This is a genomic window from Amycolatopsis sp. NPDC104863 (assembly GCF_055582965.1).
On record NZ_JBVJOW010000007.1, the window covers coordinates 503,381 to 530,110 of the forward strand.

The 26,730-nt window shown below is 71.4% G+C and carries 28 protein-coding genes; 12 read left to right on the top strand and 16 right to left on the bottom strand.

Features of this window, described 5'->3' with window-relative positions; genetic code table 11:
- Positions 1-145 precede the first annotated feature (145 nt).
- On the bottom strand, positions 146-1,240 hold the full coding sequence (locus ACZ63J_RS35600) for a winged helix DNA-binding domain-containing protein (protein ID WP_465399100.1): 1,095 nt from the start codon (positions 1,238-1,240) through the stop codon (positions 146-148).
- 80 nt (positions 1,241-1,320) lie between these two features.
- Here ACZ63J_RS35600 and ACZ63J_RS35605 point away from each other — a divergent pair, with 80 nt between their 5' ends.
- Entirely contained in the window at positions 1,321-2,376 is a 1,056-nt protein-coding gene (locus ACZ63J_RS35605) for an AraC family transcriptional regulator (protein WP_465399101.1), read from the top strand.
- Here the strand turns inward: ACZ63J_RS35605 and ACZ63J_RS35610 are convergent.
- A complete protein-coding gene (locus tag ACZ63J_RS35610) occupies positions 2,297-2,968 on the bottom strand; it encodes a TetR/AcrR family transcriptional regulator (protein ID WP_465399102.1) in 672 nt (223 codons plus the stop codon). The genes ACZ63J_RS35605 and ACZ63J_RS35610 overlap by 80 nt on opposite strands.
- 193 nt (positions 2,969-3,161) lie before the next feature.
- On the opposite strand from ACZ63J_RS35610, the gene ACZ63J_RS35615 reads away from it, so the two are divergent.
- Positions 3,162-3,473, top strand: a complete 312-nt coding sequence (locus tag ACZ63J_RS35615; protein ID WP_465399103.1) for a hypothetical protein — start codon at positions 3,162-3,164, stop codon at positions 3,471-3,473.
- Positions 3,474-3,482: 9 nt separating this feature from the next.
- On the opposite strand, the gene ACZ63J_RS35620 is transcribed toward ACZ63J_RS35615, so the two are convergent.
- The 4 genes from ACZ63J_RS35620 to paaI form a co-directional block, all read right to left on the bottom strand.
- Positions 3,483-4,310 carry an SCO6745 family protein gene (locus tag ACZ63J_RS35620; RefSeq protein WP_465399104.1) on the bottom strand — a complete coding sequence of 276 codons (828 nt, stop codon included), beginning with the start codon at positions 4,308-4,310 and terminating at the stop codon, positions 3,483-3,485.
- A 389-nt stretch (positions 4,311-4,699) separates the two neighbouring features.
- Positions 4,700-5,293 carry a TetR/AcrR family transcriptional regulator gene (locus ACZ63J_RS35625; protein ID WP_465399105.1) on the bottom strand — a complete coding sequence of 198 codons (594 nt, stop codon included), beginning with the start codon at positions 5,291-5,293 and terminating at the stop codon, positions 4,700-4,702.
- Positions 5,290-6,567: a phenylacetate--CoA ligase PaaK gene (gene paaK, locus ACZ63J_RS35630; RefSeq protein WP_465399106.1), complete on the bottom strand. Its 1,278-nt coding sequence runs from the start codon at positions 6,565-6,567 to the stop codon at positions 5,290-5,292. The genes ACZ63J_RS35625 and paaK overlap by 4 nt, the downstream gene beginning before the upstream one ends.
- A 2-nt stretch (positions 6,568-6,569) precedes the next feature.
- Complete coding sequence (paaI, locus tag ACZ63J_RS35635; RefSeq protein ID WP_465314185.1) at positions 6,570-6,980, bottom strand: hydroxyphenylacetyl-CoA thioesterase PaaI; 411 nt, start codon at positions 6,978-6,980, stop codon at positions 6,570-6,572.
- 168 nt (positions 6,981-7,148) lie between these two features.
- On the opposite strand from paaI, the gene paaZ reads away from it, so the two are divergent.
- Genes paaZ through paaE form a run of 6 tightly spaced genes read left to right on the top strand, consistent with a single transcriptional unit; the run spans position 7,149 to position 12,794 of the window.
- A complete protein-coding gene (gene paaZ, locus ACZ63J_RS35640) occupies positions 7,149-9,179 on the top strand; it encodes a phenylacetic acid degradation bifunctional protein PaaZ (protein ID WP_465399107.1) in 2,031 nt (676 codons plus the stop codon).
- Entirely contained in the window at positions 9,176-10,108 is a 933-nt protein-coding gene (gene paaA, locus ACZ63J_RS35645; RefSeq protein ID WP_465399108.1) for a 1,2-phenylacetyl-CoA epoxidase subunit PaaA, read from the top strand. Before paaZ ends, paaA begins: the two co-directional genes overlap by 4 nt.
- Positions 10,105-10,389 carry a 1,2-phenylacetyl-CoA epoxidase subunit PaaB gene (paaB, locus tag ACZ63J_RS35650; protein WP_323332469.1) on the top strand — a complete coding sequence of 95 codons (285 nt, stop codon included), beginning with the start codon at positions 10,105-10,107 and terminating at the stop codon, positions 10,387-10,389. The genes paaA and paaB overlap by 4 nt, the downstream gene beginning before the upstream one ends.
- Positions 10,386-11,243 carry a 1,2-phenylacetyl-CoA epoxidase subunit PaaC gene (gene paaC, locus ACZ63J_RS35655; RefSeq protein WP_465314181.1) on the top strand — a complete coding sequence of 286 codons (858 nt, stop codon included), beginning with the start codon at positions 10,386-10,388 and terminating at the stop codon, positions 11,241-11,243. The genes paaB and paaC overlap by 4 nt, the downstream gene beginning before the upstream one ends.
- Positions 11,237-11,725: a 1,2-phenylacetyl-CoA epoxidase subunit PaaD gene (gene paaD, locus ACZ63J_RS35660; protein WP_465399109.1), complete on the top strand. Its 489-nt coding sequence runs from the start codon at positions 11,237-11,239 to the stop codon at positions 11,723-11,725. The genes paaC and paaD overlap by 7 nt, the downstream gene beginning before the upstream one ends.
- 1 nt (position 11,726) lies before the next feature.
- Positions 11,727-12,794, top strand: coding sequence for a 1,2-phenylacetyl-CoA epoxidase subunit PaaE (paaE, locus tag ACZ63J_RS35665; protein ID WP_465399110.1), 1,068 nt, complete (start codon positions 11,727-11,729; stop codon positions 12,792-12,794).
- Positions 12,795-12,798: 4 nt separating this feature from the next.
- Here paaE and ACZ63J_RS35670 read toward each other — a convergent pair whose 3' ends face one another.
- The 9 genes from ACZ63J_RS35670 to ccrA all read right to left on the bottom strand — a co-directional run bounded on the left by ACZ63J_RS35670 (position 12,799) and on the right by ccrA (position 22,448).
- On the bottom strand, positions 12,799-13,485 hold the full coding sequence (locus ACZ63J_RS35670) for a maleylpyruvate isomerase family mycothiol-dependent enzyme (protein ID WP_465399111.1): 687 nt from the start codon (positions 13,483-13,485) through the stop codon (positions 12,799-12,801).
- Positions 13,486-13,565: 80 nt separating this feature from the next.
- Entirely contained in the window at positions 13,566-15,158 is a 1,593-nt protein-coding gene (locus ACZ63J_RS35675; protein ID WP_465399112.1) for an MFS transporter, read from the bottom strand.
- A 37-nt stretch (positions 15,159-15,195) separates the two neighbouring features.
- Complete coding sequence (locus tag ACZ63J_RS35680) at positions 15,196-15,435, bottom strand: hypothetical protein (RefSeq protein WP_465338150.1); 240 nt, start codon at positions 15,433-15,435, stop codon at positions 15,196-15,198.
- A gap of 172 nt (positions 15,436-15,607) precedes the next feature.
- Entirely contained in the window at positions 15,608-16,939 is a 1,332-nt protein-coding gene (gene rfbH / locus ACZ63J_RS35685; RefSeq protein WP_465399113.1) for a lipopolysaccharide biosynthesis protein RfbH, read from the bottom strand.
- A 275-nt stretch (positions 16,940-17,214) separates the two neighbouring features.
- Complete coding sequence (locus tag ACZ63J_RS35690; protein ID WP_465314174.1) at positions 17,215-17,883, bottom strand: ribonuclease FAU-1 family protein; 669 nt, start codon at positions 17,881-17,883, stop codon at positions 17,215-17,217.
- Between the two features lie 119 nt (positions 17,884-18,002).
- Positions 18,003-19,148: an adenylate/guanylate cyclase domain-containing protein gene (locus tag ACZ63J_RS35695; RefSeq protein WP_465399114.1), complete on the bottom strand. Its 1,146-nt coding sequence runs from the start codon at positions 19,146-19,148 to the stop codon at positions 18,003-18,005.
- A gap of 2 nt (positions 19,149-19,150) precedes the next feature.
- Complete coding sequence (locus ACZ63J_RS35700) at positions 19,151-19,603, bottom strand: universal stress protein (protein ID WP_465399115.1); 453 nt, start codon at positions 19,601-19,603, stop codon at positions 19,151-19,153.
- A 93-nt stretch (positions 19,604-19,696) separates the two neighbouring features.
- Entirely contained in the window at positions 19,697-20,902 is a 1,206-nt protein-coding gene (locus tag ACZ63J_RS35705) for a chromosome segregation protein (protein ID WP_465399116.1), read from the bottom strand.
- A 205-nt stretch (positions 20,903-21,107) separates the two neighbouring features.
- Positions 21,108-22,448 carry a crotonyl-CoA carboxylase/reductase gene (gene ccrA, locus ACZ63J_RS35710; RefSeq protein WP_465399117.1) on the bottom strand — a complete coding sequence of 447 codons (1,341 nt, stop codon included), beginning with the start codon at positions 22,446-22,448 and terminating at the stop codon, positions 21,108-21,110.
- A gap of 204 nt (positions 22,449-22,652) precedes the next feature.
- Between ccrA and ACZ63J_RS35715 the strand changes: the two genes are divergently transcribed.
- Both ACZ63J_RS35715 and ACZ63J_RS35720 read left to right on the top strand, forming a co-directional pair.
- Complete coding sequence (locus tag ACZ63J_RS35715; RefSeq protein WP_465338143.1) at positions 22,653-23,021, top strand: SPW repeat domain-containing protein; 369 nt, start codon at positions 22,653-22,655, stop codon at positions 23,019-23,021.
- Positions 23,022-23,049: 28 nt separating this feature from the next.
- Complete coding sequence (locus tag ACZ63J_RS35720) at positions 23,050-23,622, top strand: TetR/AcrR family transcriptional regulator (RefSeq protein ID WP_465399118.1); 573 nt, start codon at positions 23,050-23,052, stop codon at positions 23,620-23,622.
- Between the two features lie 125 nt (positions 23,623-23,747).
- Here the strand turns inward: ACZ63J_RS35720 and mce are convergent, their stop codons facing one another.
- Positions 23,748-24,200 carry a methylmalonyl-CoA epimerase gene (gene mce, locus ACZ63J_RS35725; RefSeq protein WP_465399119.1) on the bottom strand — a complete coding sequence of 151 codons (453 nt, stop codon included), beginning with the start codon at positions 24,198-24,200 and terminating at the stop codon, positions 23,748-23,750.
- A gap of 137 nt (positions 24,201-24,337) precedes the next feature.
- Here mce and ACZ63J_RS35730 point away from each other — a divergent pair, with 137 nt between their 5' ends.
- Both ACZ63J_RS35730 and meaB read left to right on the top strand, forming a co-directional pair.
- Positions 24,338-25,525: an acetyl-CoA C-acetyltransferase gene (locus ACZ63J_RS35730; RefSeq protein ID WP_465399120.1), complete on the top strand. Its 1,188-nt coding sequence runs from the start codon at positions 24,338-24,340 to the stop codon at positions 25,523-25,525.
- Positions 25,526-26,491 (top strand): methylmalonyl Co-A mutase-associated GTPase MeaB, encoded by a 966-nt coding sequence (gene meaB, locus ACZ63J_RS35735; RefSeq protein WP_465399121.1) that lies wholly within the window; start codon positions 25,526-25,528, stop codon positions 26,489-26,491.
- Positions 26,492-26,730 lie beyond the last annotated feature (239 nt).

Consider the following 26,730-nt stretch of genomic DNA (forward strand, 5'->3'; position numbering starts at 1 on the left):
ACGGCGATCTTTCTGGTGGAGTTCATCGCTCTCCCGTTCGTACGGCTGCTCAGGTGTTCACAGCGGATGCTGCGGAGGGCACACACCCGGCCCACGCCGGCGGTTGAGGCGAACCGGTCGCCGCCACTTCGATCGGCCCAGCCGCTCAGGCCACCGGCAGAACCCGCACCTCCCGGCTCTCAGTCGCCGGCTCGGCCCAGCTCACCAACCGCCCAGCCGCGCTCTCCAGCCCCGCCAGATCCCGCTTCGCCAGCTTCTCGAACGGCGACAGCTCCACCACCGCCGCCTTCCGCTCCTTCCGCAGCTCCCAGAAGCCGCGCACGAACCCGCCCACCAGCAGTGTCCCCTTGACCAGGCCGTTCTGCGTGATCACCCGCTTGCGGTACTCGTCCGAAATCACCCGCGTCCGGTCCGCGTACGACAGGATCGTCTGGTCGAACGGCCCCAGCAGCCGCGGCGGCGCCGGGACGTCCTCGGCCGGGAGGGTCAGTGACGGCAGGTCGATCAGCTCCCGACCCTCCGGGTCGCGGTACCGCCGCAGGTCCATCGACGCCGCCACTTCACCCAAGCGCGTGATGCCCGCCCAAGCCTGGACGTCCGCCACCGACGCCGGGCCGAACGCGCGCAGGTACCGCGAAATCAGCGAAGCGGGCGAAGGCGGCGACAACGGCTCGCCCACCCACGAGTCCAGGCACGCGTACGTCGTCTGGCCCGCCTTGCCCCAGATCGCCCGCGGGGGTGTCTGCACCAGCGGGAGCTGCCCGCGCGCGAGGTGGGTCAGGGACGCCGCCGGGACGTCCGGCCAGCGCTGCCCGAGTGACGCCCCCAGCGCCGTGCCCGTCAGCGGCGAAGCCAGCAGCTCCCGCGCGGCCGACGCGACCTCGGCGTGGTCCAGCCCCTCCAGCGCCCGGGCGTGCTGGGTGTTCGTCTTCAGGTCGCGGTCGTAGAGCACCTGGACCACCGGCCGCCACGCCAGCGCGTCCGCCGCCGTCACCAGGTGGACCGTGCCGCGCATCAGCGCGATCCGGACCACCCGCCGGTCCTCCAGCAGCGTCGCCAGGTCCGCCGGCCGGAACCCCTGCAGCCGCGCCCACAGCGCGTAGTACGGCGGGAACGGCGCCTGCGCCTGGAGCCCGGCCAGGTGCTCGACCGCGTCGTACGCGGACATCTTCGCGGGACGCAGCAGCAGCTGGCGCTCCAGCGTCGCCCGGTTCAGGGCCCGTCGGCTCAAGGTCTCCACGGGAGCCACCCTAACGATCACCCCGGACAGTTCCGGTCCTCGATTCGACGCGCGCACGGCCGTCATCCATACTTCCGGCCATGGCCGAGCTCGCCGCGCCCGCCGTCGGGGACTGGGACTTCCCGCGCGGCACCGCGAGCATCGAGCTGATGACGCGCTTCGCCGCCGAGCGCGGCCTTCCCGCCGGGAAGCTGCTCGCCGCGACGACGCTCTCGCCGGAGCTGCTCTCGGACCCCGCCGTCCAGGTCGACGCGCGCCAGGAGCTGGCCGTCGTCCGCGCCCTGGCCGAACTGGACGGTTCGGACACGACGGCCCTCGAGCTCGGCCGCCGCTACCGCGTCACCACCTTCGGCATCTTCGGGTTCGCCTGCATCAGCAGCCCGACCCTGCGTGACGCGATGCTGTTCGCCCTGCGCTACTTCGACCTGAGCTTCGCCTTCTGCATCCCGCACGTCGGGGTCAACGGCGACCGGCTGACCCTGGAGCTCGACGACAGCCGCGTGCCCGCCGACGTCGCCCGGTTCCTCGTGCTGCGCGACCTGTCCGCGATCTTCGCGGTGATGCGCGACCTGCTGCCGGAGATCGTGCTGGACGACCTGAGCTTCCGGCACGAAGCGTCCACAGTGGACTCTTACGTGGCGGCGTTCGGGCTGCGGCCCCGGTTCGGCGCCGACGCCTGCCGCGCGACGCTCGACCCGGCGCTGCTCAACCGGCCGCTGCCGCAGGCCAACGAGCAGACCGTCGCCCTCTGCGCCGCGCAGTGCGAAGCGCTCGTCACGCGCAAACGGCAGCGGTCCGGCATCTCCCAGCAGGTCCGGGAACGCCTGGTCCGCCTCGGCGGGGTCGACGCCGGGATGGACGAGATCGCCCGTCAGCTGACGCTCAGCACGCGCACGCTGCGGCGTCGTCTGGGCGAGGCCGGCACCAGCTACCGCGCGCTGGTCGACGAGGTCCGCCTGGCACTGGCCGAAGAGCTGCTCGACACCGGGGTGCTGTCGGTCGAGGACGTCGCGTACCGGCTCGGGTACGCGGAGGCGTCCAGCTTCATCTACGCGTTCAAGCGCTGGACCGGGATGACGCCGGCGGCGTTCGCCCGCCGCTTCCGGGCCGCCCGGCAAGCACCGCCGGGTAGGTGAGCTTCAGCAGGTTGAGGATCGAATCGGTGAGAAAGGTGCGCAGCGCGGCACGGTCGAGCGTGCCGCGGATCAGCCATTCGCGCGACGCCGCCCGCAGCATCCCGCCGAACGAGCGGATCATCGCGCGCAGCTCCTCGCGGCCCTCGGTCACGCCGGTCATCAGCGCGGCTTCGAGCACCCGGTCGGCGGCGATCTCGTCGGCCTCCAGCATGATCCGCTCGATCTCGGGGTCGCGGCCCGCCGACTCGGGCCCGATCACCGTCAGCCACGCGTCGCGGTTGCGGTCCACCACCTCGATCCACCGCTCGACGCCGATCGCGAGCCGCTCCTCCATCGTGGTGTCCGGCAGCGCTTCGGTGACCGGCGCGGGCACGATCATCAGCTGCCGCACCACTTCCAGGTAGAGCTCGCGCTTCCCGCCGAAGTAGTGGTTGATCAGCGGGCGCGCCACCCCGGCGGCCTCGGCGATGTCCGAAGTGGACACCGACGCGTAGCTGCCCGCGCCGAACAGCCGCCGCGCGGCGGCGAGGATCTCCGCACGCCGCTCGGCCGGTTCGAGCCGGCGGCGCCGGGGCCGGGTCCCACTGGTCATCCGCCCAGCCTCGCGGCGGACCGGCATGCTGTCAACATGCAGTTGACTTCTCGTCAAGAGAGTGACTCCGTTGGCGGGCAACCGAAGTTTCGCGCCAAGCTTTGTCGTTACGGAACCGGAACAACTCGCCGGTAACTTCCCGGCGTCCGGATGCGACGAGACGGCAGGGGACCGTGACCGGGGGTAGGAGCAGATGAACGAAGAAGGCGCGCCGATCCGGCCGGCCGGGCGCTGGGTCAGCGTCCGCCTGCAGCATCGTCACGTCAGCTTCGACGAGGGCTTCGAAGCCGACGAGCCCCTGCCCGACGGCGACTGCGCCGACGAAGAGTCCCTGTCCTACTCCGGGATCGTGATCACCAGTTACGACCGGGGGTCGAAAGTGTCCGAGCGCTGGATTCCCCTGGGGGTCGACCCGTCCGAAGCGGACGACGAACAGCTCATCGAGCAGCTGCGTGAAGCCCTTCTCTGGCAAGCGGGGCGCCCGCCCCAGACCGCGGAGGACTGACCGGGCGCGTCACTGCGACCCGGCGACCACCAGCTTCGCGGTGAGCGGCTCGAGCGCGGCGACCAGCTCGTCGAGCTCGGCGGGGGAGAGGGCTTCGTACGGCGGCTCGGCGAGCTCGTCGGTGACGTCTTCGATGCGCTGCTTCAGCTCGCGGCCGGCGTCGGTGAAGTGGCCGTCGGCGTCGACGAGCCCGCGCTCGCGCAGGCCGGCCATCACCGCGGCGAGCCGCTCCTTCGGCAGGTGGTGGATCCGCCCGAACGACTCCGGCGGGTGGATGCCCATCTCCAGCGCCGAAAGCACGTGGGACTCCGTGCCGCCGACGCCGGCGCCGACGAGCGCGGCGATGTGCCCGTCACCGCGGTGCTCACGCAGCATGGTCGCGGAAAACCACAGCCGCGCGACGGGTTCTTCCGGCACCGGGAGGGTGCGCAGCCCGGCGTACATCACCCGGCCGGCGGTGGGCGCGCTCCGCGCGGCCTTGGTCGTCAGTTCGGCGGCGCGGGCCAGGCCGGGGGAGCCGGCGAGCCCGTCACCCAGGATGCGCCGCAGGGAGGCCGCGCTGCCCCGCTGCCGCGCGGCGACGGACGCCTCGGGCGGGATGGTCTCCCACGCGCTCGGGATGTGCCGCGCGGCCTCTCCCTCGGCGAAGTTGTAGAAGGCCGCGTGCACGACCTGCGCCGGCACCCGCCCCAGCGGCGCGGCGCGGCTCGCGAAGTAGCCGTCCCAGTAGGTGCGGTGCCCGAGCGCGGCCAGCTCGTCGTTGCACTCGCCGGCGGTGAAGGTGACCAGGCAGATCGGCTCGAGCAGCTCGAACATCCGGCGCGCGCGGTGGCTCATGGCCTGCATGATGCCAGCGACGGCCGCCGGTTCGCCGGATCTCCGCCCGGGAGATCAGCGGAAGTCGGCCGGTGATCTGTCCGGACCGAGCGTAGTGGCCGCCGACAAGAACGTGGCGCTGAGTGACTACGCCGGCAAGGTGGTTTTGCTCAACCTGTGGGGAGCATGGTGGGGGCCCTGCCGGTCGGAAACGCACACGCTTGAGTCGATCTCTGCCGCCGGCAGCGCGTGGCCGCTGTTCACATCGGCGAGATCCTCGAAGAGGAAGTGCGTTGGGAGTTGGAACGTGTGCGTACCCAGTGAACGCATGCGGGATATCGATCAGCGGGCGTTCCACAGAACGTACAGGTCGTAACTCGTTCCGCTGGGTCACCGACACCGGAACCGGTTCAGGACGTCGTGCGCAGGCCCTCGAACGCCACCTTGCAGACGGCGTCCGCCACCTCCGTCGCCGACGAGCCGCGCCGGGGTTTGTACCACTCGACCAGCGAGTTCACCATGCCGAAGATCAGCCTCGCCGTCACCGCCGGGTCGACGTCCGGGCGGATGTCGCCCTCGGCTTCGGCCTGTTTCACCAGGTCCGTCACCAGCAGGTCGAACTCGCGCCGCCGGGCCAGGGCCGCCCGCTCCACCTTCGTGTTGCCGCGCACGCGCAGCAGCAGCGTCACGAACGGCAGCCGGTCGGCCAGCACCAGGACGCTGCCGCGCACCAGGTGCTCCAGCCGGTCGATCGCCCGGCCGTCGAGCCGGTCGGTCGACGCGGCGACCTCGAACAGCCCGTCCAGCGCCCGGTCGACCGACAGCCGCAGCAGCTCCTCCTTGCTGGGCACGTGGTGGTAGATCGCGGACTTCGTGATGCCGAGCTTGCGGGAGAGGTCCTCCATGCTCGTGCCGTCGTAACCCCGCTCGTTGAACAGCTTCACCGCCACCTGCAGCAGCGATTCGAGGTCGTAGCCGGGACGCCCGCGCCGGGGCGTGGTCACGGCCGGTCCCGCTGGTCGACGATCCGGCGCATCTTGCCCATCGACCGCTCCAGGGTGTCCGGGTCGACGACGTCCACCGACACGGTGACCCCGACCCCGTCCTTGACACCCGAGATCAGCGAGGCGGCGGCCTCGTCGCGCGAAGCGGCCGAAGCGTCGTGACGCGCTTCGACGAGCACGGTCAGGTGGTCGAGCCGCCCGCGCGTGGACCGGACGAGCTGGAAGTGCGGGCTCAGCCCGGCCGTCCGCAGCACGATCTCCTCGATCTGCGTCGGGAAGACGTTGACCCCGCGCAGGATGATCAGGTCGTCGGTGCGGCCGGTGACCTTGGCCATCCGCCGGAACGCCGGCCGCGCGGTCCCCGGCGAGAGCGCCGTGAGGTCGCGGGTGCGGTAGCGGATGATCGGCAGCGCCTCCTTGGTCAGCGACGTGAACACCAGCTCACCGGTGTCGCCGTCGGCGAGCACGTCTTCGCTGAACGGGTCGATCACCTCGGGGTAGAAGTGGTCCTCCCAGATGTGCAGGCCGTCCTTGGTTTCGACGCACTCCTGCGCGACACCCGGGCCCATCACCTCCGACAATCCGTAGATGTCGACGGCGTCGATCGCGAACCGCTCCTCGATCTCCGAGCGCATCTGCTCGGTCCACGGCTCGGCGCCGAAGATGCCGACCTTGAGCGAGCTCGCCTTCGGGTCGACGCCCTGGCGCTCGAACTCGTCGAGCAGGGTCAGCATGTACGACGGCGTCACCATGATGATCTCGGGCCGGAAGTCGGTGATCAGCTGCACCTGCCGCGCGGTCATCCCGCCGGAGGCCGGGATCACGGTGCAGCCCAGCTTCTCCGCGCCGTAGTGCGCGCCGAGCCCGCCGGTGAACAGGCCGTAGCCGTACGCGTTGTGCAGCTTGTGGCCCGGTCGGCCGCCCGCCGCGTGGATCGACCGGGCCATCACCGTCGCCCACGTGTCGATGTCGCGCTCGGTGTAGCCGACGACGGTGGCCTTGCCGGTCGTCCCGCTCGAGGCGTGGATCCGGCGCACCTGGTCCTGCGGCACGGCGAACATCCCGAACGGGTAGTTCTCGCGCAGGTCCTGCTTGGTGGTGAACGGGAACTTCGCCAGGTCGGAGAGTTCCTTGCAGTCGTCGGGGTGGACGCCGGCCTCGTCGAACTTCTTCGTGTACGCGGGCACGTTCGCGTAGGCGTGTCTGAGTGTCCACTGCAGACGCTCCAGCTGGCGGGCGGCCAGCTCGTCCGCGCCGATGTTCGCCTCGATCATGGTCAGTCCCGTTTCGCGGAGAGGACGCGGCTGCGGCCGCGGAATTCGGCGACGACCTCGGGCCCGCCGGGGGTCTCCCGGTGCACGGTGACGTCGTAGATGCCGTTGCGGCCGTAGCGGGTGCGCTCGGTGGCCGTGGCGACGAGGTGGTCGCCGAGCCGGCCGGCCGCGACGAAGGAGATCTCGGCGCCGGCGGCGACGGTCACCGGGCCGTGGGTGTTGCAGGCGCAGGCGAACGCGGTGTCGGCCAGCAGGAAGACGTAACCGCCGTGGGCGATGTCGTGCCCGTTGACCATCGACGCGGTGATCGTCATGGTCGCGACCGCGCGGCCGTCGCCGGCTTCGGCCAGTTCGATGCCCAGCGCGCGGGACGCCTCGTCGGCGGCGAACATGGTGTGCGCGGCGTTGGTCATGGACCCTCCGTGTCGACTGACCGAATGGACGGTCACCTGGCGGTGCCGCTCAGTAAAGGCAGTGCCCAGGGGCCGTGTCAAGCGCCACCCCTTCCGATCTCCGGGGTCAGCGGCTACCATGGCAATTACTGAACGTCCGGTAGGTAATTCGTGGAGAGGTCGGACCTGATGGTTTTGCTGCGCAGCTACGTCTCCGGGGAGTGGCACACGGCGGCGGGCGACGGTGTCCCCCTGCACGACGCCACCACGGGCGAGGAGGTCGCCCGGATCTCCTCGGACGGCGTCGACTTCGCGGGCGCGCTCGGCTACGGCCGGCGGGTCGGCGGGCCGGCCCTGCGCGAGCTGACGTTCCACCAGCGCGCGGCCCTGCTCAAGGCGCTCGCCTCGCACCTGCGTGAGCACCGCGAAGAGCTGTACGCACTCTCCGCACGGACCGGCGCGACGCTGGGTGACTCCAAGTTCGACATCGACGGCGGCATCGGCGTCCTGTTCTCCTACGCCTCCAAGGGCAAGCGCGAGCTGCCGAACGACACCGTCTACGTCGACGGCAACGTCGAGCCGCTGAGCAAGGGCGGCACGTTCGTCGCGCAGCACATCGCCACCCCGCTGCGGGGGGTCGCGATCCAGATCAACGCGTTCAACTTCCCCGTCTGGGGGCCGCTGGAGAAGTTCGCCCCGGCGTTCCTGGCCGGCGTCCCGAGCCTGGTCAAGCCCGCGAGCCAGACGGCGTACCTGACCGCGCGCCTGGTCGAGCTGATCATCGAGTCCGGGATCCTGCCGGAGGGCTCGCTGCAGTTCGTCGCGGGCAGCGTCGGAGACCTGCTCGACCACGTCACCTCGCAGGACCTGGTTTCGTTCACCGGCTCGGCGTCGACCGCGCAGAAGCTGCGCGCGCACCCGGCGATCATCCGCAACGCCGTCCGCTTCAACGCCGAGGCCGACTCGCTGAACTGCTCGATCCTCGGCCCGGACGCGGTCAAGGGCACCACCGAGTTCGACCTGTTCGTCAAGCAGCTGACCTCGGAGATGACGGTCAAGGCGGGCCAGAAGTGCACGGCGATCCGCCGCGCGTTCGTGCCCGCGTCGCTGCTCGACGACGTTGCCGAGGCTGCTTCGGCGCGGCTGGCGAAGGTGACGGTCGGCAACCCGACCGCCGAGGGTGTCCGGATGGGCGCGCTGGCCAGCCTGGAGCAGCGCGAAGAGGTCCGGCGCTCGCTCAAGGCCCTGCTCGACGCGGGCAGCGTGGTGTTCGGCGACCCGGAGAAGGTCGACGTCGTGGACGGCGACGCCGAGCGTGGCGCCTTCATCTCGCCGGTCCTGCTGAAGGCCGACCCGGAGCGTTCCGAGCCGCACGAGGTCGAGGCGTTCGGCCCGGTCTCCACGCTGCTGCCCTACACCTCGGCCGAGCAGGTCGTCGAGCTGGCCGCGCGTGGTGGCGGCAGCCTGGCGGGCTCGATCGTCAGCGCCGACAAGGAGTTCGTGCGGGACGTCGTCCTCGGCGCGGCGCCGTACCACGGCCGCCTGCTGGTCCTGGACGCCGACGACGCCAAGGAATCGACCGGTCACGGTTCGCCGATGCCGCAGCTGGTCCACGGCGGCCCCGGCCGCGCCGGTGGCGGCGAAGAGATGGGCGGGATCCGCGGTGTGCTGCACCACATGCAGCGCACGGCCGTGCAGGGCTCGCCGGCGGTGCTGTCCACGGTCACCGGCCGCTGGGTCACGGGCGCACCCCGCACCGAGGGTGACGTCCACCCGTTCCGCAAGTCCCTGGCCGAGCTGAAGATCGGCGACTCCGTCGTCGCCGGGCCGCGCACGGTCAGCCAATCCGACGTCGACCACTTCGCCGAGTTCACCGGCGACACGTTCTACGCCCACACCGACCCCGAGGCCGCGGCGGCGAACCCGCTGTTCGGCGGGATCGTCGCGCACGGCTACCTGGTCGTCTCGTTCGCGGCCGGGCTGTTCGTCTCGCCCGAGCCCGGCCCGGTCCTGGCCAACTACGGCCTGGAGAACCTCCGGTTCCTCACGCCGGTCAAGGTCGGCGACTCGCTGACCGTGACGCTGACCGCCAAGCAGATCACCCCGCGGATCGACCAGGAGTACGGCGAGGTCCGCTGGGACGCCGACGTCACCAACGCCGACGGCGAGTCCGTGGCCAAGTACGACGTCCTGACCCTCGTGTCGAAGGAGCAGCCGTGACCGCTGTCGACTCGCTTGAAGAACAGTTCGAAGCCGTCATCGAGCGCGACCAGCGCATCGAGCCGCGCGACTGGGTGCCCGAGGGCTACCGCAAGACGATGGTCCGGCAGATCGCGCAGCACGCGCACTCGGAGATCATCGGCATGCAGCCCGAAGGCCGCTGGATCACGCGCGCGCCGTCGTTGCGCCGCAAGGCGATCCTGCTCGCCAAGGTGCAGGACGAGGCCGGCCACGGGCTCTACCTGTACTCGGCCGCGGCGACGCTCGGCGCCGACCGCGCGGACCTGACCGACAAGCTGATCACCGGCAAGCAGAAGTACTCGTCGATCTTCAACTACCCGACGCTGACCTTCGCCGACGTCGGCGTGATCGGCTGGCTGGTCGACGGCGCCGCGATCTGCAACCAGGTGCCGCTGTGCCGGTCGTCCTACGGGCCGTACGCGCGGGCGATGATCCGCATCTGCAAGGAGGAGTCCTTCCACCAGCGGCAGGGCTACGAGCTGCTGATGACGATGATGAAGGGCACCCGGCAGCAGCGGGACATGGTCCAGGAGGCCGTGAACCGCTGGTGGTGGCCGTCGCTGATGATGTTCGGCCCGCCGGACGCCGACTCGCCGAACACCGCGCAGTCGATGGCGTGGAAGGTCAAGCGCCACACCAACGACGAGCTGCGGCAGCGCTTCGTCGACATGTCGGTGCCGCAGGCCGACGCGCTGGGCGTCACGTTCCCGGATCCCGACCTTCGCTGGAACGCCGATCGTGAGCACTACGACTTCGGCGCGGTGGACTGGGACGAGTTCAAGAACGTGTTGAAGGGCAACGGCCCGTGCAACGCCTCGCGGGTCGCGCACCGGCGCCGCGCGCACGACGACGGCGCGTGGGTCCGGGAAGCCGCGGTAGCACACGCTGAAAAGAAGGGTTCGCGATGAAGCACGACTGGCCGCTGTACGAGGTGTTCGTCCGCGGCAAGCGCGGCCTGAACCACGTGCACGTCGGTTCGCTGCACGCGGCGGACGACGAGATGGCGCTGCACCACGCGCGCGACCTCTACACGCGCCGCAACGAAGGCGTGTCGATCTGGGTCGTCCGGGCGTCGGACATTACGGCGTCCTCGCCGGACGAGAAGGACCCGTTCTTCGCGCCGAGCGGCGACAAGGTCTACCGGCACCCGACATTCTACGACATCCCCGAGGAGGTGCCGCACATATGAGTTTCGACAACGTCTACGAGTCGCTGACCGAGGAGAACGACGCCCGCTGGGCGTTCGGCACCGGCTTCGAGGACCCGCTGTCCGGAGTGGACACCTCGGTGCCGTCCGGTGTGGACGGTGCGCAGCTCGCGGCGTACTGCCTGATGCTGGGTGACGACGCGCTGATCTTCTCCCACCGGCTCCAGGAGTGGTGCACCAACGCGCCCGAGCTGGAGGACGAGGTCGCGATCGCGAACATCGGCCTCGACCTGCTCGGCCAGGCGCGGCTGCTGCTGGCGCGCGCCGGCAAGGCCGACGGCTCCGCGCGTTCGGAAGACTCGTTCGCCTTCGACCGCGTGGAGAACGAGTTCCGCAACGTCCGGCTCGCGGAGCTGGGCGGCGGGCACTTCGGGCACCTGATCGCGCGGCTGTTCGTGTTCTCGACGTGGCGGCTGGCGCTGTTCCAGCGGCTGGTGTCCAGTGTGGACCCGGTGCTCGCCGCGATCGCGGACAAGGGCGTCAAGGAGCTGACCTACCACCGCGACTACGCGGCGCAGTGGCTGGTCCGCCTCGGGGACGGCACGCCGTTGTCGCACGAGCGCATGCAGGAGGGCCTCGACGCCGTCTGGCCGTACGTGGGGGAGCTGTTCCGCACGCACCCAGTCGAGCTGGTGGACGCGGCGACCCTGCGGCCCGAGTTCGGCGCGGTGCTGGACCAGGCCCTCGCGGCGGCGACGCTGACCCAGCCGGCGTCGGGGGAGCTGGCGGGCGTGTCCGGCCGGACCGGCCGCGACGGCGTCCACACCGAGCAGCTGGGGTTCCTGCTGGCGGAGCTGCAGAGCGTCGCCCGGGCCATGCCGGACGCGAAGTGGTGACCGCCGCCGCCGTCGCCGCGACGGTCACCGACCCGGAGCTGCCGATGCTGACGCTCGCCGACCTCGGCGTGCTGAGGTCGGTGTCCGAATCCGGCGGCCGGGTGGTCGTCGCGATCACCCCGACCTACACCGGCTGCCCGGCGATGGACACCATGCGCGACGACCTCGAGCACGCGCTCGTCACCGCGGGCTACGCCGACGTCGAGGTCCGGACCGTGCTGTCGCCGTCGTGGTCGTCGGACTGGATCTCCCCGGACGGGCGCCGGAAGCTGGCCGAAGCGGGCATCGCCCCGCCGGGCGCGGCGCCGCGGCGGTCCGGGCCGATTCCGCTGACGCTGTCGGCGCCGGTGGCGGTCGTGCGCTGCCCGCTGTGCGGGTCGGCGGACACCGAAGAGCAGTCCCGGTTCGGCGCGACCGCGTGCAAGGCGCTGCGGCGCTGCCGGTCGTGCCAGGAGCCGTTCGAGCACGTCAAGGAGATCTAGGGTGACCAGCACGATTTCCCGGCGGTTCCACCCGCTGAAGGTCGCCGGCATCGAGCAGCTCTGCGACGACGCCGTCGCGGTGACGTTCGACGTCCCGGCGGAGCTGGCCGAAGACTTCGCGTTCAAGCCGGGCCAGTCGCTGACGCTGCGCCGTGAGGTCGACGGCCGGGACGAGCGCCGGTCGTACTCGATCTGCGCGGCGGCCGGGTCGGCGCCGCGGGTGGGCGTGCGGCTGGTGCCGGGCGGGCTGTTCTCGTCGTGGCTGCTGAACGACGTCCGCGCGGGCGACACCATCGAGGTCGCGCCGCCGACCGGCTCGTTCACCCCGGACCTCACCGCGGGCGGCCACCACGTGCTGATCGCGGCGGGTTCGGGCATCACGCCGGTGCTGTCGATCGTGTCGTCGCTGCTGGACACCCCGGACGCGACGGTGACGGTGCTCTACGGCAACCGCCGCACGGACACCGTGATGTTCGCCGACGAGCTGGCGGACCTCAAGGACCGCGCGCCGTCGCGGCTCGAGCTGGTGCACGTCCTGTCGCGGGAACCCCGCGAGGCCGAGCTGTTCACCGGCCGCCTGGACGTGCCCAAGCTGCGGACGCTGTTCGACACGCTCGTGCCGGTGTCCACTGTGGACCACTGGTGGCTGTGCGGCCCGTTCGAGATGGTGACCGGCGCACAGGAGCTGCTGGGATCGCTGGACGTCCCGGCGTCGCGGATCCACCAGGAGCTGTTCTACGTGGACACCCCGCCGGAGCCGGTCGTCCACGACGACCCGGTGGTCGCGGGGGAGTCGTCCGAGGTCCGCGTGGTGCTGGACGGCCGGTCCAGCACGATGAGCCTGCCGCGCTCGTCGTCGGTGCTGGACGGCGCGCAGCGCTTCCGCCCGGACCTGCCGTTCGCGTGCAAGGGCGGCGTCTGCGGCACCTGCCGGGCCAAGGTGACCGACGGCAAGGTCGACCTGCGCCGCAACTTCGCCCTCGAACAGGCCGAAGTGGACGCGGGTTTTGTGCTGACCTGCCAGTCCTACCCGGTCTCGGAGAGCGTCACCGTCGACTTCGACGCCTGAGCCGTTAGCGCCAGCCGAGCTCCGCGGCCAGGGGCTCGGCGGGCGTGGTCGGCGGGGTGAAGGCGGCCCAGGTGAACGCGGGCAGCCACGGCTCCGGGTCGGTACTCCACTGGAGGGCCCGGATCTGCTCCGGCGTGCGGCGGCCGGTGAACGAGCGCAGGACGTCGTAGTCCGCGCCGGCCACCACCGCGGTGGGCACGCCGTCGCCGAGCTGCCACTGCCGGTCCGTGGCCCGGACCTCGAGGGCCGGCGCGCCGCGCTTGCCCAAGGTGTCACCCAGCATGCCGACGACGAGGTCGAGCGTGCCCGGCAGCGCGGGGTGCCCGGGCTCGGGCGCGGTGCCGAAGACGCGGTGCAGGTCGAGCTCGTGGCTCAGCGTGTCCATGACGAGCAGCCGGCTGCCGCGCTCGGCGACGAGCGGTTCGAGCTCCGCGGCGATGACCGCCCACGAGTCGAGCACGACGTCGACCGGGCCGTTCTCGGCGGCCGCTTCGGCTTCGGCGTCGGGCGTGCCGCCGAACCGGCGCGTGACACCCGCGGCGATGGTCACCAGGTGGGCCAGCAGGTCGCGCACCGTCCACTCCGGACAGCCGGGCACGACGCGGCCGCCGGCGTCCCCGGCCGACGTCACCATCGCGGCGATCGTCTTGCGCAGGTGGCGGTAGAGCGCGTCGTCGGGCAGCTCGCTCATCGAAATCCTCCAGGGGTGCGGCCGGAAAACGCCCGTGACTCCACAGTGGTGGCGTCACGGGCGTTTTCCGGCATCGGTGCTCAGTTGTGCTCGACCGGCAGTTCGGTCTCGTCCTCGGGAGCCGCAGCCTGCTCCTCGGACCCGATCGGCTTGACGTGGCGCACCGTCGTGAAGACGACGGCGGACAGCAGGACCAGCACGACCCCGGCCCCGATGGCGACCGCGGTGAGGGCGTTGCCGAACGTCCCCTGCGCCGCCTTCAGCAGCTGGTCGCCGACGGCGCCCGGCAGCTTGCCGGCGGCGGCCACCGCACCGGGCAGGTCCTCCTTGGCCACGGCCGCGGACTCGGCCGGAACGCCGGCCGGCACGGTGACCCACGCCGTGTACAGGATCGTGGCGATGCTGCCGAGCGAGGCGATGCCCAGCGCGTTGCCGAGCTCACCGGCGGTCGTGGAGATGGCGCCCGCCGAACCCTGGCGCTCGGGCGGCGCCGCCGCCATCGTCAGCTGGTTGCAGAGCGCCGGGACCGCGCCGACCCCGAAGTAGACCACGCAGATGCCGAAGACCAGCAGGAACAGCCCGCCGCCGGAGGGCGCCAGCGCGATGAGGAGCATGCCCACGGCGCTGATCACCAGGCCGCCGGTGAGCACCACGCTGGGGCGCACCTTGGAGGCCAGCGGCATCGACAGCTGAACCCCGACGATCGCGAGGATCGACGGCAGGATCAGCCACAAAGCGGCTTCGAGCGGGGAAAGGCCGAGCACCAGCTGGAAGAACTGGGCGGTCAGCAGCCCGGTGCCCGCCATCACGATGCCCGTCACGAGGAACAGCGTCAGCGCGCCGCCCACCTGGGGGATCTTGAACAGCGCGACGTCGAGCAGCGGGTCGCGCAGCCGCTTCTGCCGCCGCACGAACAACACGCCGAGCACCACGCCGGCCACGGCGATCACGGCCGGGACGATGTCCCACCCGTTGCGGGCGATCTCCTTCAGCCCGAAGATGATCGCGAGGATCGACACCAGGGAGAGCGCGACGCTGGCGAGGTCCAGGTTGGCGGCGTTCTCGTCCTTCGACTCCGGCAGCAGCGCCGGGCCGGCGAACACCAGCAGCGCCATGAGCGGCACCGAAAGCAGGAACACCGAGCCCCACCAGAACGAGTTCAGCAGCAGGCCGCCGACCGACGGGCCGAGCGCCATGCCGCCGGCCCCGGCGGTCGTCCAGATCGCCATCGCCTTGGCCATCTGCTTGGGATCCGGGAACAGCGTGGAGATCAGGGCCAGGATGCACGGCATGAACGTGGCGCCCGCGATCCCGAGACCGGCCCGCGCGGCGATCAGCATCGCCGGGCTGGTCGAGAAGGCCGCCACGATCGACAGCAGGCCGAACGCGGTCGCGCCGATCAGCAGCAGCTTGCGCCGGCCGATCCGGTCGCCGAGGCGGCCCATGGTGACCAGGGAGCCGGCGATCAGGAAGCTGTAGATGTCCACCATCCACAGGCTCTGCAGGGCGCTGGCGCCGAGGTCCACGGTGATGTGCGGCATCGCCAGGAACATCACCGTCAGATCCAGGAACACCAGCATCGTCGGCAGGCTCAGCACCGCGAGGGCCAGCCACTGGCGCGCCCCCGCCCGCCCGGGTGCGGGGGCTGGTTTGCCCGTGAGCTCCGTCGTCATGATCTCCATCTCCATCCAGGGGGGATAACGCGAGTTTTTATCGGCGCTGGTGTCCGCAGGTTCGCCTGCCGGGCCGGGGTTCGGCCGGGCCGGGCGTCGGGAGCACGTCCCGGCGCAGGTGCGGAACCCACCGGACGAGACCGGGCCGCCAGGTGCGGATGAGCCCGGCTTCCGCCGGGTGCGGGGCGGCGCCCGTCTCGTGTCCAGCCGTCTGCAACGCCCGGGCCCGCGAAGACGAGCGGGCCGACTCGGGCGGGATGAAGAGCGTTGCACGCATGCGGAACTCCTCAGGCACTTGTCGGTCAGGCTCACGCCAGTCGTTCCCGAAGGTGTTCTTCTCCGCGTTTCCGGACATTCCAAGTCCCGAAGGTACCGAGCCGCGGGCCCGCCCCGGAAGTGCAAAATCCACGTCTTCGGGCGTGATTATCGCGGGCCGCGCGGCACCGGTTTCAGACCGTTCCGGGGGACGCTCCCGCCCGGCCGCCGGTTTCGGCGAACTCGCGGACCGAGGCGGCGATGTAATCGATCATCTCCTCGGTCAGCCCCGGATAAACCCCCACCCAGAACGACCGCTCGGTGATGACGTCGCTGTTGGTCAGGTCGCCCACGACGCGGTAGTTCACGTCCTGGTACGCGGGGTGCCGGGTCAGGTTCCCGGCGAACAGGTGCCGGGTGCCGATCTTGCGGTCCTCCAGGAACCGGATGAGCTCCCGCCGGCTGAACGGCGCGTCCTCGGTCAGCGTCAGCACGAACCCGAACCACGACGGCGTGCTGCCCGGCGTCGCCTCCGGCAGCAGCAGGTACGGCGCGCCCTCCAGCCCCGCCCGCAACCGCGCCCAGTTCGCCCGGCGCGCGGCGGTGAACCAATCCAGCTTTTCCAGCTGCGACAATCCCAGCGCGGCCTGGATATCGGTCGACTTCAAATTGAACCCGACGTGCGAATACACGTATTTGTGGTCATATCCGGCGGGCAGCCGGCCTTTCTGCTGGTCGAACCGCTGGCAGCAGGTGTTGCTCGCGCCGGGCGCGCACCAGCAGTCCCGGCCCCAGTCCCGCAGCGACTCCACGATCTTCGCCAGCAGCACCCGCGACGTCAGCACGCACCCGCCCTCGCCCATGGTGATGTGGTGGGCCGGGTAGAAGCTGGTGGTGGCGACGTCGCCGAAGGTCCCGGTCATCCGGTCCCCGTAGAGGGAGCCGACCGCGTCGCAGTTGTCCTCCAGGAAGAACAGCCCGTGCTCCTTGGCCAGCTCCGCCATCTCCTTGACGGCGAAGGGGTTGCCCAAGGTGTGCGCGAGCGCGATGGCGCGGGTCTTCGGGCCGATCGCGGCGGCGACCCGCTCGACGGAGGTGTTGTAGGTGCCCAGGTCGACGTCCACGAAGACCGGGACCATCCCGTTCTGCACCACCGGGTTCACCGTCGTCGGGAAGCCCGCGGCGACGGTGACGACCTCGTCGCCGGGCCGCAGCCGGCGCTTGCCCAGCAGGGGCGAGGTCAGCGCGGTCATGCCGAGCAGGTTCGCCGACGACCCGGAGTTGGTCAGCAGCGCCTTGCGCGTCCCGATCCGGCGGGCGAAGGTGGCCTCGAACTCGAACGACGAGACCCCGTGCGCGATCCGCATGTCCAGCGCCGCCTCGACCAGAGCCGTGCGGTCCGCCGCGTCCAGCACGGCCCCCGCGGGCCAGATCTCGGTGTGGCCGGGCACGAACGGCTGCGCCCGGCTCACATCCGTGTGGTACTTCGCCACGTCGTCGAGCAGCTTGTCCTTGCGGTCGCTCATCTACGTCCTCCCACCTGGCCGGCCTGCTTTCGGCCGGGTTGGCAACCCGCCTTCGCGCTCCCGTGACCGAGCGAGGGGTGGACTGCGGCGGCGACATGCATGGCAAGGAACCCCCTCGGCCTGGGAGTGGCACGAAGCTGGGCTGACGTGCCTTGCCGGACGCTCGGTGCAGCACCCCTCCGGCGGGAAGCGGTTCGTTGGCGCGGTCTTGCCTTGCCACAGTGCCGCGCGGGCCCGCCGGCGGGCGTCTTCCCGTTTGCGGCCGGGCGTCCGGTTCACGCCGCCTCGCGCAGCTCCCACGCCGCCGGCCGCTCGCACCACGCGTCGCCTTCCAGCCGCGGCGGGGGCGGTCCGTCCACCCGGATGTCGCACCACGTGCCGTCGAACGGGAACTGCCCGGCGGCGGCCGCGCGCCGCATGCGCCGCCCCTCCGCGAGCACCGTGCGGCCGAACTCGGCCGACCAGTAGCCCGGCTGGCCGGTTGCCCAGGCGAACTCGTCCTCGTCCTTCCACTCGCTCGTGCGGTCGGGCGCGACGACGACGTCGAGGCTGTGGTCGATCGTGTCGAGGCCGGCGGTGGTCCCGTCGTTCCAGTGCGTCGCCGGCTGCTCGAGGTTGACGTACCAGCCGTCGAACCGGCCGCGGTCGAAGAACCACCACACCGAGTGCGGCCGGCCCGGCCGCACCAGCATCAGGACGTCGCGCTCGCGCCACTCGCTCACGGCGAGCCGTGCCCGCCCGACGACCTCGATCGGCTCTTCGCGCATGGCCGTGCCGTCGGCGTGGTACCGGGTCGCGAAGCCCGCGCCGACCGGCACCCAGAGCAGGAGGCCTTCGGCCGACCGCTGCACAACTCTGGCGGCCTGGGCCATGTTGAGGTGGGGTCCGCGGAAGTACCGGCGGACGACGACGGAGCCCGCGGTCAACCGGTGCGGGTTGCTCATGAGATCCACTCCCGGGGGTCGTGCGGTTTGCCCACCGCGGGCAGGGACCGCTCCACCACAGTCGCGTGCGAAGCTCCCGGAGGTCGTCTCGTTTCGTGCGCTCGATGATCGACGGCGGGTCAGCGGATGCGGCGGCGACGCCGGCGCGGCCGGGCCGTCACGGCGTCTTCGTCCGCGAGCACGCCGTCGTCCTCGACCGGCGCCGCGGACGCGGGTTCGGAGAGGCCCAGCATCTCGGCCGCCAGCTGCTGGGACGAGGCGAAGGCGCCCGTCGGCGTTTCGGCGGCGCGGCGCAGGGCTGCCGGGCGAAGGCGGTTGTACCCGCGGACCGTGACCGGACGGCGGACGCGCAGCTCGTAGGCCTTCTCGTCGGCCAGCTCCGCCGCGAGCTCCCGGTCGACCAGGATGGTGCCCGGGCGGGCCACCGACGTCAGGCGGGCGGCCAGGTTGACCACCGAGCCGTAGACGTCGCCGAAGCGGTTGAGGATGCGGCCCGACGCCATGCCGGCGCGGACCGACGGCAGGCTTTCGTCCGCCGTCGTGCGCTCGGTCAGGGCCAGCGCGATCTCGGCCGCGTCGGTCGCCGAGTCGGCGACGAACAGGACCTCGTCCCCGATCATCTTCACGACCCGGCCGCGGTGCTCGGCGATGACCTCGGTCGCCAGCAGCTCGAAGGCGTCGAGCACGCGGCTCAGCTCGTCTTCGTCGATCTGGCGCGTCAGGCGGGTGTAGCCGACCATGTCGACGAACCCGACGACCTCGGTGCGCGTCTCGAGGTTCTCGTCCGGCGCGGCGAACGCGCGTCCGGCGTAGGCGGCCAGGTGCCGTCGCCAGACGAAGTTCTGCACCCGCTCGAGCTCCGGCAGCAGCCGGTCGACGAGCCGCGCCACCTGGCGTTCACCGCGGCCGAGCTCCGGCTGCTCCCGGATCAGCGCCCACAGCATCTCGACCTGCCACTCGGCCAGCCGCGACAGGTGCTGGCCGAGCGCTCGGGTCACCGACACCTCGATGCTCGGGTCGATCAGCCCGGACTGGACCAGCTGGTCGGCTGTCCGCATCGCCTCGACATCGGCGTCGGTGAAGACCACCTCGTCGTCGGCGACCGTCGCGAACCCCAGCGCACGCCAGAGCCGGCGCGACCGTTCTTCGGGCACGCCGGCTCGTTCGGCCACTTCGAGCCGGGTGTACTTCCGGCGGCCGCCCAGCAGGATGCGCTCGAGCCGCTGCTGAAGTTCCCCGCTCGAACCGGGCCCGGGATCGGACACCGTCAGGTCGTGTGGACGATCAGCACGTCCACGCCGGACTTCCGGGCGACCTCCGAGGGCACCGAGCCGAGGATCCGGCCGGCGATCGTGTTCAGCCCGCGGTTGCCGACGACCAGCAGGTCCGCCTCGCGCTCGTGCACCACCTTGCGCAGCGAGTCGACGGGGTCGCCCTTCACCGCGACGGTGTCGATCTTCTCCGCGCCCGCGCGCACCGCCCGGTCCCGCGCGGACTGCAGCGTGTCCTCGGCCGGCGCCGAGCCGACGACCTGGTAGGCCTCGTCACCCAGGACGTCCTGGGCCTTGTCGACGTCGGACTTGCTGGCCGGGTAGAAGGCGCACGCGATGACGAGCGTCGCGCCCGCGTCGCCGGCCACCGCCGCCGCGCGGTCCACCGCCGCGAACGAGGACTCCGAGCCGTCCGTGCCCACCACCACGGTCCGATATGCCGCACCCATGCGCAAAACCTCCAGGTGATCCCGCGTGAGCAGGGACGATAGCCGGTCGGTGCCGACCGCGCAGGCTCGTCCGCGCCCGTGTCGGGTGGAAGGTTACTCGCCAGTCGCTTTCTGCGCTCCGCTCGGCCGCGGAGTGGGCTTCGGCGCCGGCTTGGGGGTCTGTTTGGGCCCCGGGTGCGGCTTGGGGACGTCGGACGCCTTGATCCGGATCGTCTCCTCGACGTCGCCCACCGGCTTGGTCTTGCCGGTGTCGGCCGGCTTCAGGTCCTCGGCCTTGAGATCGGCCGTGACGTCCGCGGGCACCTTGACGTCGTCGCCCAGGACGGTGTGCGCCTCGGCCAGCACGGCCCGCGCCGCGCGGACCTGCTCGGCCAGCCCGCCGCGCACCTTGCGCAGCGAGTCGACGCGCTCGTTCGCCTGGGTGATCCGCCGGTTCGACTCCTCGGTCGCCGTCGTCACGCGGCGGCGCGCCTCGTCGGCGGCCTCCGCGAGCCGGGCGTTCGCCTCGGTGATCGAGTCCTGGCGGCGCTTGTTCGCGTCGGCCACCGACTCGCGCTGACGGCGTTCGATCTCGGCCTTCGCGGTCGTCTCCTCTTCGAGGATCTTCGCGCGGATGTCGGCGGCGTCCTGCGTCGCCTCCTGGACGCGGCGCGCGGCCTCGGCCTTGCTCGCGGCCTCCTGCTCGGCCAGCACCCGCATCGCCTCGGTGCGGCGCGAAGCCATCGCGATCTCGAAGTCTTCTTCGACCTTCGTCCGGCGCTCCGACGACTCGGTGTCGAGCTTCGTCCGCTCGGCCTCGGCCTTGTCGGTGATCTCCTTGGCCTGCGCGCGGGCGTCCTCGAGCACCTTGCGGTGCTCCGCCTCCATCTCCTTGCGGCGCAGGTCGAGCTCGGTGAGCAGCTGCTCGTAGCGGGCCCGCATGGCGCTCGCGTCCGTCTCGGCCTTGGCCCGGATGTGCCCGGCCTCGGCTTCGGCGCGGGCGCGCGTGTCGGCGGATTCGTCCTGTGCGAGCCGCAGCATCCGCTGCAGCCGCTCGGACAGGCCTTCGACGCTCGTCGGCGGCTGGGCCAGCCGGTCGACCTGCCCGCGCAGGTCCGCGATCTCCCCGCGCGCGATCTCCAGCTGCCGGGCGAGGTCCCCGGACTGCGCGATGGCGGCGTCCCGATCCGCGGTGAGCATCTTCAGGTCGGCGTCCAGCCGTTCGAGGTGCTCGTCGACCTGTGCTCGGCTGTATCCCCGCTTCGCCACGTCGAAGCCGGCTCCCAGCGGCACAAGCTCCCGTTCATCGCCAAGGCTCATGGGCCTACCGTAGTCGCAGCCGGGTCACGGAAGGGTGAGCACCCGTACGGTGCGCCGAACGCGCCGTGTGATGCGGCGAAGGGAACTGGCCGGATCCGGGGCCATCCCGGTGGATTCCGACGCCGGGAGCGCGAGCCCGCTCCCGGCGTCGTCTTGATCACGTTCTTCCGCCCGGACGTGGTGCTCGCTCGGGCGCGGCGCTGGCTCAGGCGCCGCGGAAGGCGTTGATCGCCTCGATGTGCTTCGCGCGCTTCTCCGCGTCCCGGACGCCGAGCCCCTCTTCGGGCGCGAGCGCGAGCACGCCGACCTTGCCCTGGTGGGCGTTGCGGTGCACGTCGAGGGCGGCCTGCCCGGTCTCTTCGAGCGAGTACGTCTTCGACAGCGTCGGGTGTATCAGGCCCTTCGCGATCAGCCGGTTCGCCTCCCACGACTCGCGGTAGTTCGCGAAGTGGGAGCCGATGATCCGCTTCAGGTTCATCCACAGGTAGCGGTTGTCGTACTGGTGCATGTACCCGGAGGTCGACGCGCAGGTGACGATCGTCCCGCCCTTCCGCGCGGCGTAGACCGAGGCGCCGAAGGTCTCCCGGCCCGGGTGCTCGAACACGATGTCCGGGTCGTCGCCGCCGGTCAGCTCCCGGATCTTCGCGCCGAAGCGCTGCCACTCCTTCGGGTCCTGTTCGGTGTCGCTCTTCCAGAACTTGTAGGCCTCAGCGCTGCGGTCGATGATCAGCTCGGCGCCGAGCTTCCGGCAGATCGCGGCCTTCTCCGGGCTGGAGACGACGCACACCGGGATCGCGCCGCCGTTCAGCGCGTACTGCGTCGCGTAGGAGCCGAGGCCGCCCGAGGCGCCCCAGATCAGCACGACGTCACCCTGCTTCATGTCCGCGCCGTTGCGCGAGACGAGCTGCCGGTAGGCCGTGGAGTTGACCAGCCCGGGGGAGGCGGCCTCCTCCCAGGTCAGGTGATCCGGCTTCGGCATCAGCTGGTTGGCCTTGACCAGCGCGATCTCGGCGAGGCCGCCGAAGTTCGTCTCGAAGCCCCAGATCCGCTGCTCGGTGTCGAGCATCGTGTCGTTGTGCCCGTCCGGGCTCTCCAGCTCGACGTTCAGGCAGTGCGCGACCACCTCGTCGCCGGGCTTCCAGTTGTGCACGCCGACGCCGGTCCGCAGCACCACGCCGGACAGGTCCGAGCCGACGACGTGGTAGGGCAGGTCGTGCCGCTTGGCCAGCGGCGAGAGCTTTCCGTACTTCTTGAGGAACTTGAACGTGGGGATCGGCTCGAAGATCGACGTCCACACGGTGTTGTAGTTGATCGCGCTCGCCATCACGGCGACCAGCGCCTCACCCGGCCCCAGCTCGGGGACCGGCACCTCGTCGACGTGCAGTGACTTGCGCGGGTCCTTGTCCCGGCTGTCGAGGCCTTCGAACATGTCGACCTCGTCCGCCCGCACGGTCACCCCGCGGTAGCTCTCGGGCACGGGCAGGGAGCCGACCGAGGCGGACTCGCCGGTCAGGATGGCCTGCTGGATCTCGCCGAGCTGCGTCATCGGTTCCTCCGCGGAGATGGGGGTCAACGGCGTTGGCGGCAGAAATTACTCGCCGGTAACTCGCGGACACAACTGTACGAGACGGACGGCACGATTACACGCCCAACTGTGACCGACCAGTCTTGACCGGCTGGCCAGTCAAGCGGATCATCGGCGGTGGGAAAACATCCCCACCAGCAGTTTCACCGACGGAGGTGAGCACGAATGAGTGAAGTCTCTACGCGCGCCTGGACCCGGCCGCACGACTGGGCCGAGGTCGTCATCGGCCTGGTCGCCGCTCTTTCACCCCTTTGGCTGAGCACGGACTCGACCGCGATGTGGACGATGGTCGTCCTGGGCGCGTTGGTCGCACTCGACGGCCTGGTCTCGCTGGCCATGCCGGGCATGGTCTACGGGGAAGGCATCCAGATCGCGCTCGGCGTGCTGCTCTTCATCGCCCCGTGGGTGATGGGGTACACCGAGTTCAACGGCGCGTCCTGGACGTCCTGGATCGCCGGGGTCCTGACGGTCATCGCGGGCGCGGCGGCGATGCCGGTCGCGACGGCCGCGCACCGCACGGCAGGGCAGCACTGACGGACCGAAGGACCCAGGAGGCACCGGAATGACCGAGGATTCGGCGAAGGAGCGCATTCTCTGCGCCGCCGAGGCGCTCTTCGCCGAGTCCGGCTTCGACGCCACCCCGACCTCCCGCATCGCGGAGCGGGCCGGAGTGCCGAAGGGGCTGGTGCACTACTACTTCCGGCACAAGCCGGACCTGCTCACCGCGCTCGTCGAGCGGCTGCCCGACGAGCGCATCGAGCCGGCCGTGGTCGTTGTCCCCGGCGACCTCGCGGGCAGCCTCCGGCGGCTGGTCCGCGAGCTCGACCACCGCTTCAGCCGGTCACTCGGCCTCTCGCACCTCCTGTGGCGCGAGGCCGACACCCACCACGTCGTCCGCGACGCCCTCCACGAGCGCTTCCAGGTGCTCGTCCGCCAGGTCCGCGCGGTGATCGTCGCGGCGACCGCCGGCGGCCTCCCGAGCGCCGACATCGACCGCGCGTCCGGCCTCCTGGCCCGCGCGGTCAGCCACCGCCACGCGACGGCCCGCCACTCCGACGACGACCTCCCCGCCGAGTTCGACGGCGAACTGACCTTCATCGCCGACGCCCTCGCCGCCAAGGCAGCTCCCGCCTAGGCGGGGTTCCGGGCCCGGCCGGCTAGGGGTTGCGTGGGGGTGCTGCGCCGCACCGCCGGCTCCGGAACCGGGGTTGTGCGGGGTTTGTCACGGAGGTGCGGCCCCTTCACACCGCAGTTGTCAGTTCAGTGCGCGCCGTCCTTCGCCGGCTCCACGAGTTCGACCAGCACGCCGTCCGCGTCCTTCGGGTGGACGAAGTTCACCCGGCTGTTCGACGTTCCGCGCTTGGCCGCGTCGTACAGCATCCGCAGGCCCTGCTCGCGCAGCGCCGCCGCGGCGGCGTCCACATCGGACACGCGGTACGCCAGCTGCTGCAGCCCCGGGCCGCTCTTGGCCAGGAACTTGCCGATCGCCGAGTCGTCGCGAAGCGGCGCCAGCAGCTGGATCTGCGTCTCCGTGCCCGCCGTGCCGGGCGCGCGCAGCATCGCCTCCCGCACGCCCTGCTCCTCGTTCACCTCCTCGTGCGCCACTTCCAGGCCGAAGTGCGCGCGGTGGAACTCGATGGCCGCGTCCAGGTCCGGGACCGCGATGCCGACGTGGTCGATGGCCGTCACGAACGGCCGCAGGGCGTCATTCATGGAGGCAGGATAGGGGCCCGCGCCGTGGCGTCGAGCCGGAATCGTCGCGTGCCCCGCCTCACACTGGCTCCATCAAGAAGCCCGCCCTCCGGGTATGGTCGGAAAAACTGCCCATGCGCCGAAGCTTGGAGGACGCCGTGTCCGGTTCCGTGATCGTGGGCGCCGCCCGTACGCCGATCGGGCGGCTGCTCGGTTCCCTCAAGGACTTCACGGGAGCACAGCTCGGCGGGGTCGCGATCAAGGCGGCCCTCGAACGCGCCGGGGTCGCCCCGGACGCGGTGCAGTACACGATCATGGGCCAGGTGCTCACCGCCGGCGCCGGCCAGATCCCGGCCCGCCAGGCCGCGGTCGCCGCGGGCATCCCGATGAGCGTGCCCGCGCTGACGATCAACAAGGTCTGCCTCTCCGGCCTCGACGCCATCGCGCTCGCCGACCAGCTGATCCGCGCCGGCGAGTTCGACATCGTCGTGGCCGGCGGCCAGGAGTCGATGACCCAGGCCCCGCACCTGCTGCCGAAGTCCCGCTCCGGCTTCAAGTACGGCGACACCACGCTCGTCGACCACATGGCCTACGACGGTCTCTTCTGCGCCTTCGACCAGGTCGCCATGGGCGCCTCGACGGAGAAGTACAACTCCCGCTACGGCGTCACCCGCGAGCAGCAGGACGCCTTCTCCGCTCGCTCGCACCAGCGTGCCGCCGAGGCCATCAAGAACGGCTATTTCGCCGACGAGATCGCCCCGGTCGCCATCCCGCAGCGCAAGGGCGACCCGGTCGTCTTCGACACCGACGAGGGTGTCCGCGCCGACACGACCGCCGAGGGCCTCGCCAAGCTGCGCCCCGCCTTCGCCTCCGACGGCACGATCACCGCCGGCTCGGCCTCGCAGATCTCCGACGGCGCCGCCGCGGTTGTCGTCGTCAGCAAGGCGAAGGCGGAGGAGCTCGGCCTCACCGCGCTCGCCGAGATCGGCGCGCACGGCGTGGTCGCCGGGCCGGACGCCAGCCTGCACGAGCAGCCGTCGAACGCCATCCTCGCCGCGCTGGCGAAGGCGGGGCTCGGCGCCGACGCGCTCGACCTCGTCGAGATCAACGAAGCCTTCGCCGCGGTCGGGCTCGTCTCGACCGAGAAGCTCGGCCTCGACCCGGAGAAGGTCAACGTCAACGGCGGCGCCATCGCCCTGGGCCACCCCATCGGCGCCTCGGGCGCGCGGCTGGCCGTCCACCTGATCCACGAGCTGCGCCGCCGCGGCGGCGGGCTCGGCGCGGCCGCGCTGTGCGGTGGCGGCGGTCAGGGCGACGCCCTCCTGCTGCGGGTGCCGTCGGCGTAAGTGACCGCACCCCTCGACCTCGACGACCTGGTCGGCCGCGCGCGGGACGGGCAGCCCCGTGCCGTCGCGCGGCTGCTCTCGCTCGTCGAGGACGCCCACCCGCGCGTCGCGGAGATCGCGCGGGCGCTGACCCCGCACACCGGGCGGGCCCGGGTCGTCGGGCTCACCGGGCCACCCGGCGTCGGCAAGTCGACTTCGACGTCGGCGCTGCTCACGGCGTTGCGCGGCGAAGGCAAGCGGGTCGGGGTGCTGGCGATCGACCCGTCTTCGCCGTTTTCGGGCGGGGCGTTGCTCGGCGACCGGATCCGGATGACCGAGCACGCCACCGATCCTGGGGTGTTCATCCGCTCGATGGCCACGCGCGGGCACCTCGGCGGGCTCTCGTGGGCGACCCCGCAGGCCGTGCGCGTGCTCGACGCCGCCGGGTTCGACGTGGTGCTGATCGAGACCGTCGGCGTCGGTCAGTCCGAAGTGGACGTCGTGAAACTGGCCGACACCACGGTGGTGCTGCTCGCGCCGGGCATGGGCGACGGGATCCAGGCGGCGAAGGCGGGCGTGCTGGAGATCGCCGACGTCTTCGTCGTGAACAAGGCCGACCGCGAGGGCGCGGACGCGACGGTGCACGACCTCAAGCAGATGATTTCCCTGGCCCGCAGGGAAGTCCGCGGGCCGAGCTGGCGGCAGCCGATCGTGCGGACCGTCGCGGCGAAGGGCGAGGGCGTCGACGAAGTGGTCAGTGCCCTGGCTTCCCACCACGAGTGGCTGGTCGCGCACGACGAGCTGGCCCGGCGCCGGGCCGCCCGGGCGCGCGACGAGGTCGAGGCCATCGCGGTCCGGCGGCTGCGCGCCGAGCTGGCGGACCTGCGCGGCGGGGGACGGCTGGCCGAGGTCGCCGAACGCGTGGTGGCGCGGGAGATCGATCCGTTCGCGGCGGCGGCGGAGCTGATCGCGGACCTTCGCGGGTAGCAAGGCCGACGCGAGTCGTGCGAGCAGAAACCCTGCCACGGCAACGGGTCTTCGCCGGAAATCCATGACGTTCTCCCTTCGGGGCGCGACGGGTTCGCCGCGTGATCACCATCGTGCTGAGGGGGTCCGACAATTTCGGGGTTGTGGCGGTGAGGTTCACCCGACCGCGTGACATGGGCGACTTTCGCCGGTTCTTGTTGTCGGTGCCGGGCCCTAGACTGCGGGGCGCTCCGGAACCG

Bases quoted from the DNA above. Each gene is read 5' to 3' on its own strand.
- ACZ63J_RS35605 (WP_465399101.1), top strand. From the start codon at position 1,321: ATGGCCGAGCTCGCCGCGCCCGCCGTCGGGGACTGGGACTTCCCGCGC.
- ACZ63J_RS35610 (WP_465399102.1), bottom strand. From the start codon at position 2,968: ATGACCAGTGGGACCCGGCCCCGGCGCCGCCGGCTCGAACCGGCCGAG.
- ACZ63J_RS35615 (WP_465399103.1), top strand. From the start codon at position 3,162: ATGAACGAAGAAGGCGCGCCGATCCGGCCGGCCGGGCGCTGGGTCAGC.
- ACZ63J_RS35620 (WP_465399104.1), bottom strand. From the start codon at position 4,310: ATGAGCCACCGCGCGCGCCGGATGTTCGAGCTGCTCGAGCCGATCTGC.
- paaK (WP_465399106.1), bottom strand. From the start codon at position 6,567: ATGATCGAGGCGAACATCGGCGCGGACGAGCTGGCCGCCCGCCAGCTG.
- paaI (WP_465314185.1), bottom strand. From the start codon at position 6,980: ATGACCAACGCCGCGCACACCATGTTCGCCGCCGACGAGGCGTCCCGC.
- paaZ (WP_465399107.1), top strand. From the start codon at position 7,149: ATGGTTTTGCTGCGCAGCTACGTCTCCGGGGAGTGGCACACGGCGGCG.
- paaB (WP_323332469.1), top strand. From the start codon at position 10,105: ATGAAGCACGACTGGCCGCTGTACGAGGTGTTCGTCCGCGGCAAGCGC.
- paaC (WP_465314181.1), top strand. From the start codon at position 10,386: ATGAGTTTCGACAACGTCTACGAGTCGCTGACCGAGGAGAACGACGCC.
- ACZ63J_RS35670 (WP_465399111.1), bottom strand. From the start codon at position 13,485: ATGAGCGAGCTGCCCGACGACGCGCTCTACCGCCACCTGCGCAAGACG.
- ACZ63J_RS35675 (WP_465399112.1), bottom strand. From the start codon at position 15,158: ATGACGACGGAGCTCACGGGCAAACCAGCCCCCGCACCCGGGCGGGCG.
- ACZ63J_RS35680 (WP_465338150.1), bottom strand. From the start codon at position 15,435: ATGCGTGCAACGCTCTTCATCCCGCCCGAGTCGGCCCGCTCGTCTTCG.
- rfbH (WP_465399113.1), bottom strand. From the start codon at position 16,939: ATGAGCGACCGCAAGGACAAGCTGCTCGACGACGTGGCGAAGTACCAC.
- ACZ63J_RS35690 (WP_465314174.1), bottom strand. From the start codon at position 17,883: ATGAGCAACCCGCACCGGTTGACCGCGGGCTCCGTCGTCGTCCGCCGG.
- ACZ63J_RS35700 (WP_465399115.1), bottom strand. From the start codon at position 19,603: ATGGGTGCGGCATATCGGACCGTGGTGGTGGGCACGGACGGCTCGGAG.
- ACZ63J_RS35705 (WP_465399116.1), bottom strand. From the start codon at position 20,902: ATGAGCCTTGGCGATGAACGGGAGCTTGTGCCGCTGGGAGCCGGCTTC.
- ccrA (WP_465399117.1), bottom strand. From the start codon at position 22,448: ATGACGCAGCTCGGCGAGATCCAGCAGGCCATCCTGACCGGCGAGTCC.
- ACZ63J_RS35715 (WP_465338143.1), top strand. From the start codon at position 22,653: ATGAGTGAAGTCTCTACGCGCGCCTGGACCCGGCCGCACGACTGGGCC.
- ACZ63J_RS35720 (WP_465399118.1), top strand. From the start codon at position 23,050: ATGACCGAGGATTCGGCGAAGGAGCGCATTCTCTGCGCCGCCGAGGCG.
- mce (WP_465399119.1), bottom strand. From the start codon at position 24,200: ATGAATGACGCCCTGCGGCCGTTCGTGACGGCCATCGACCACGTCGGC.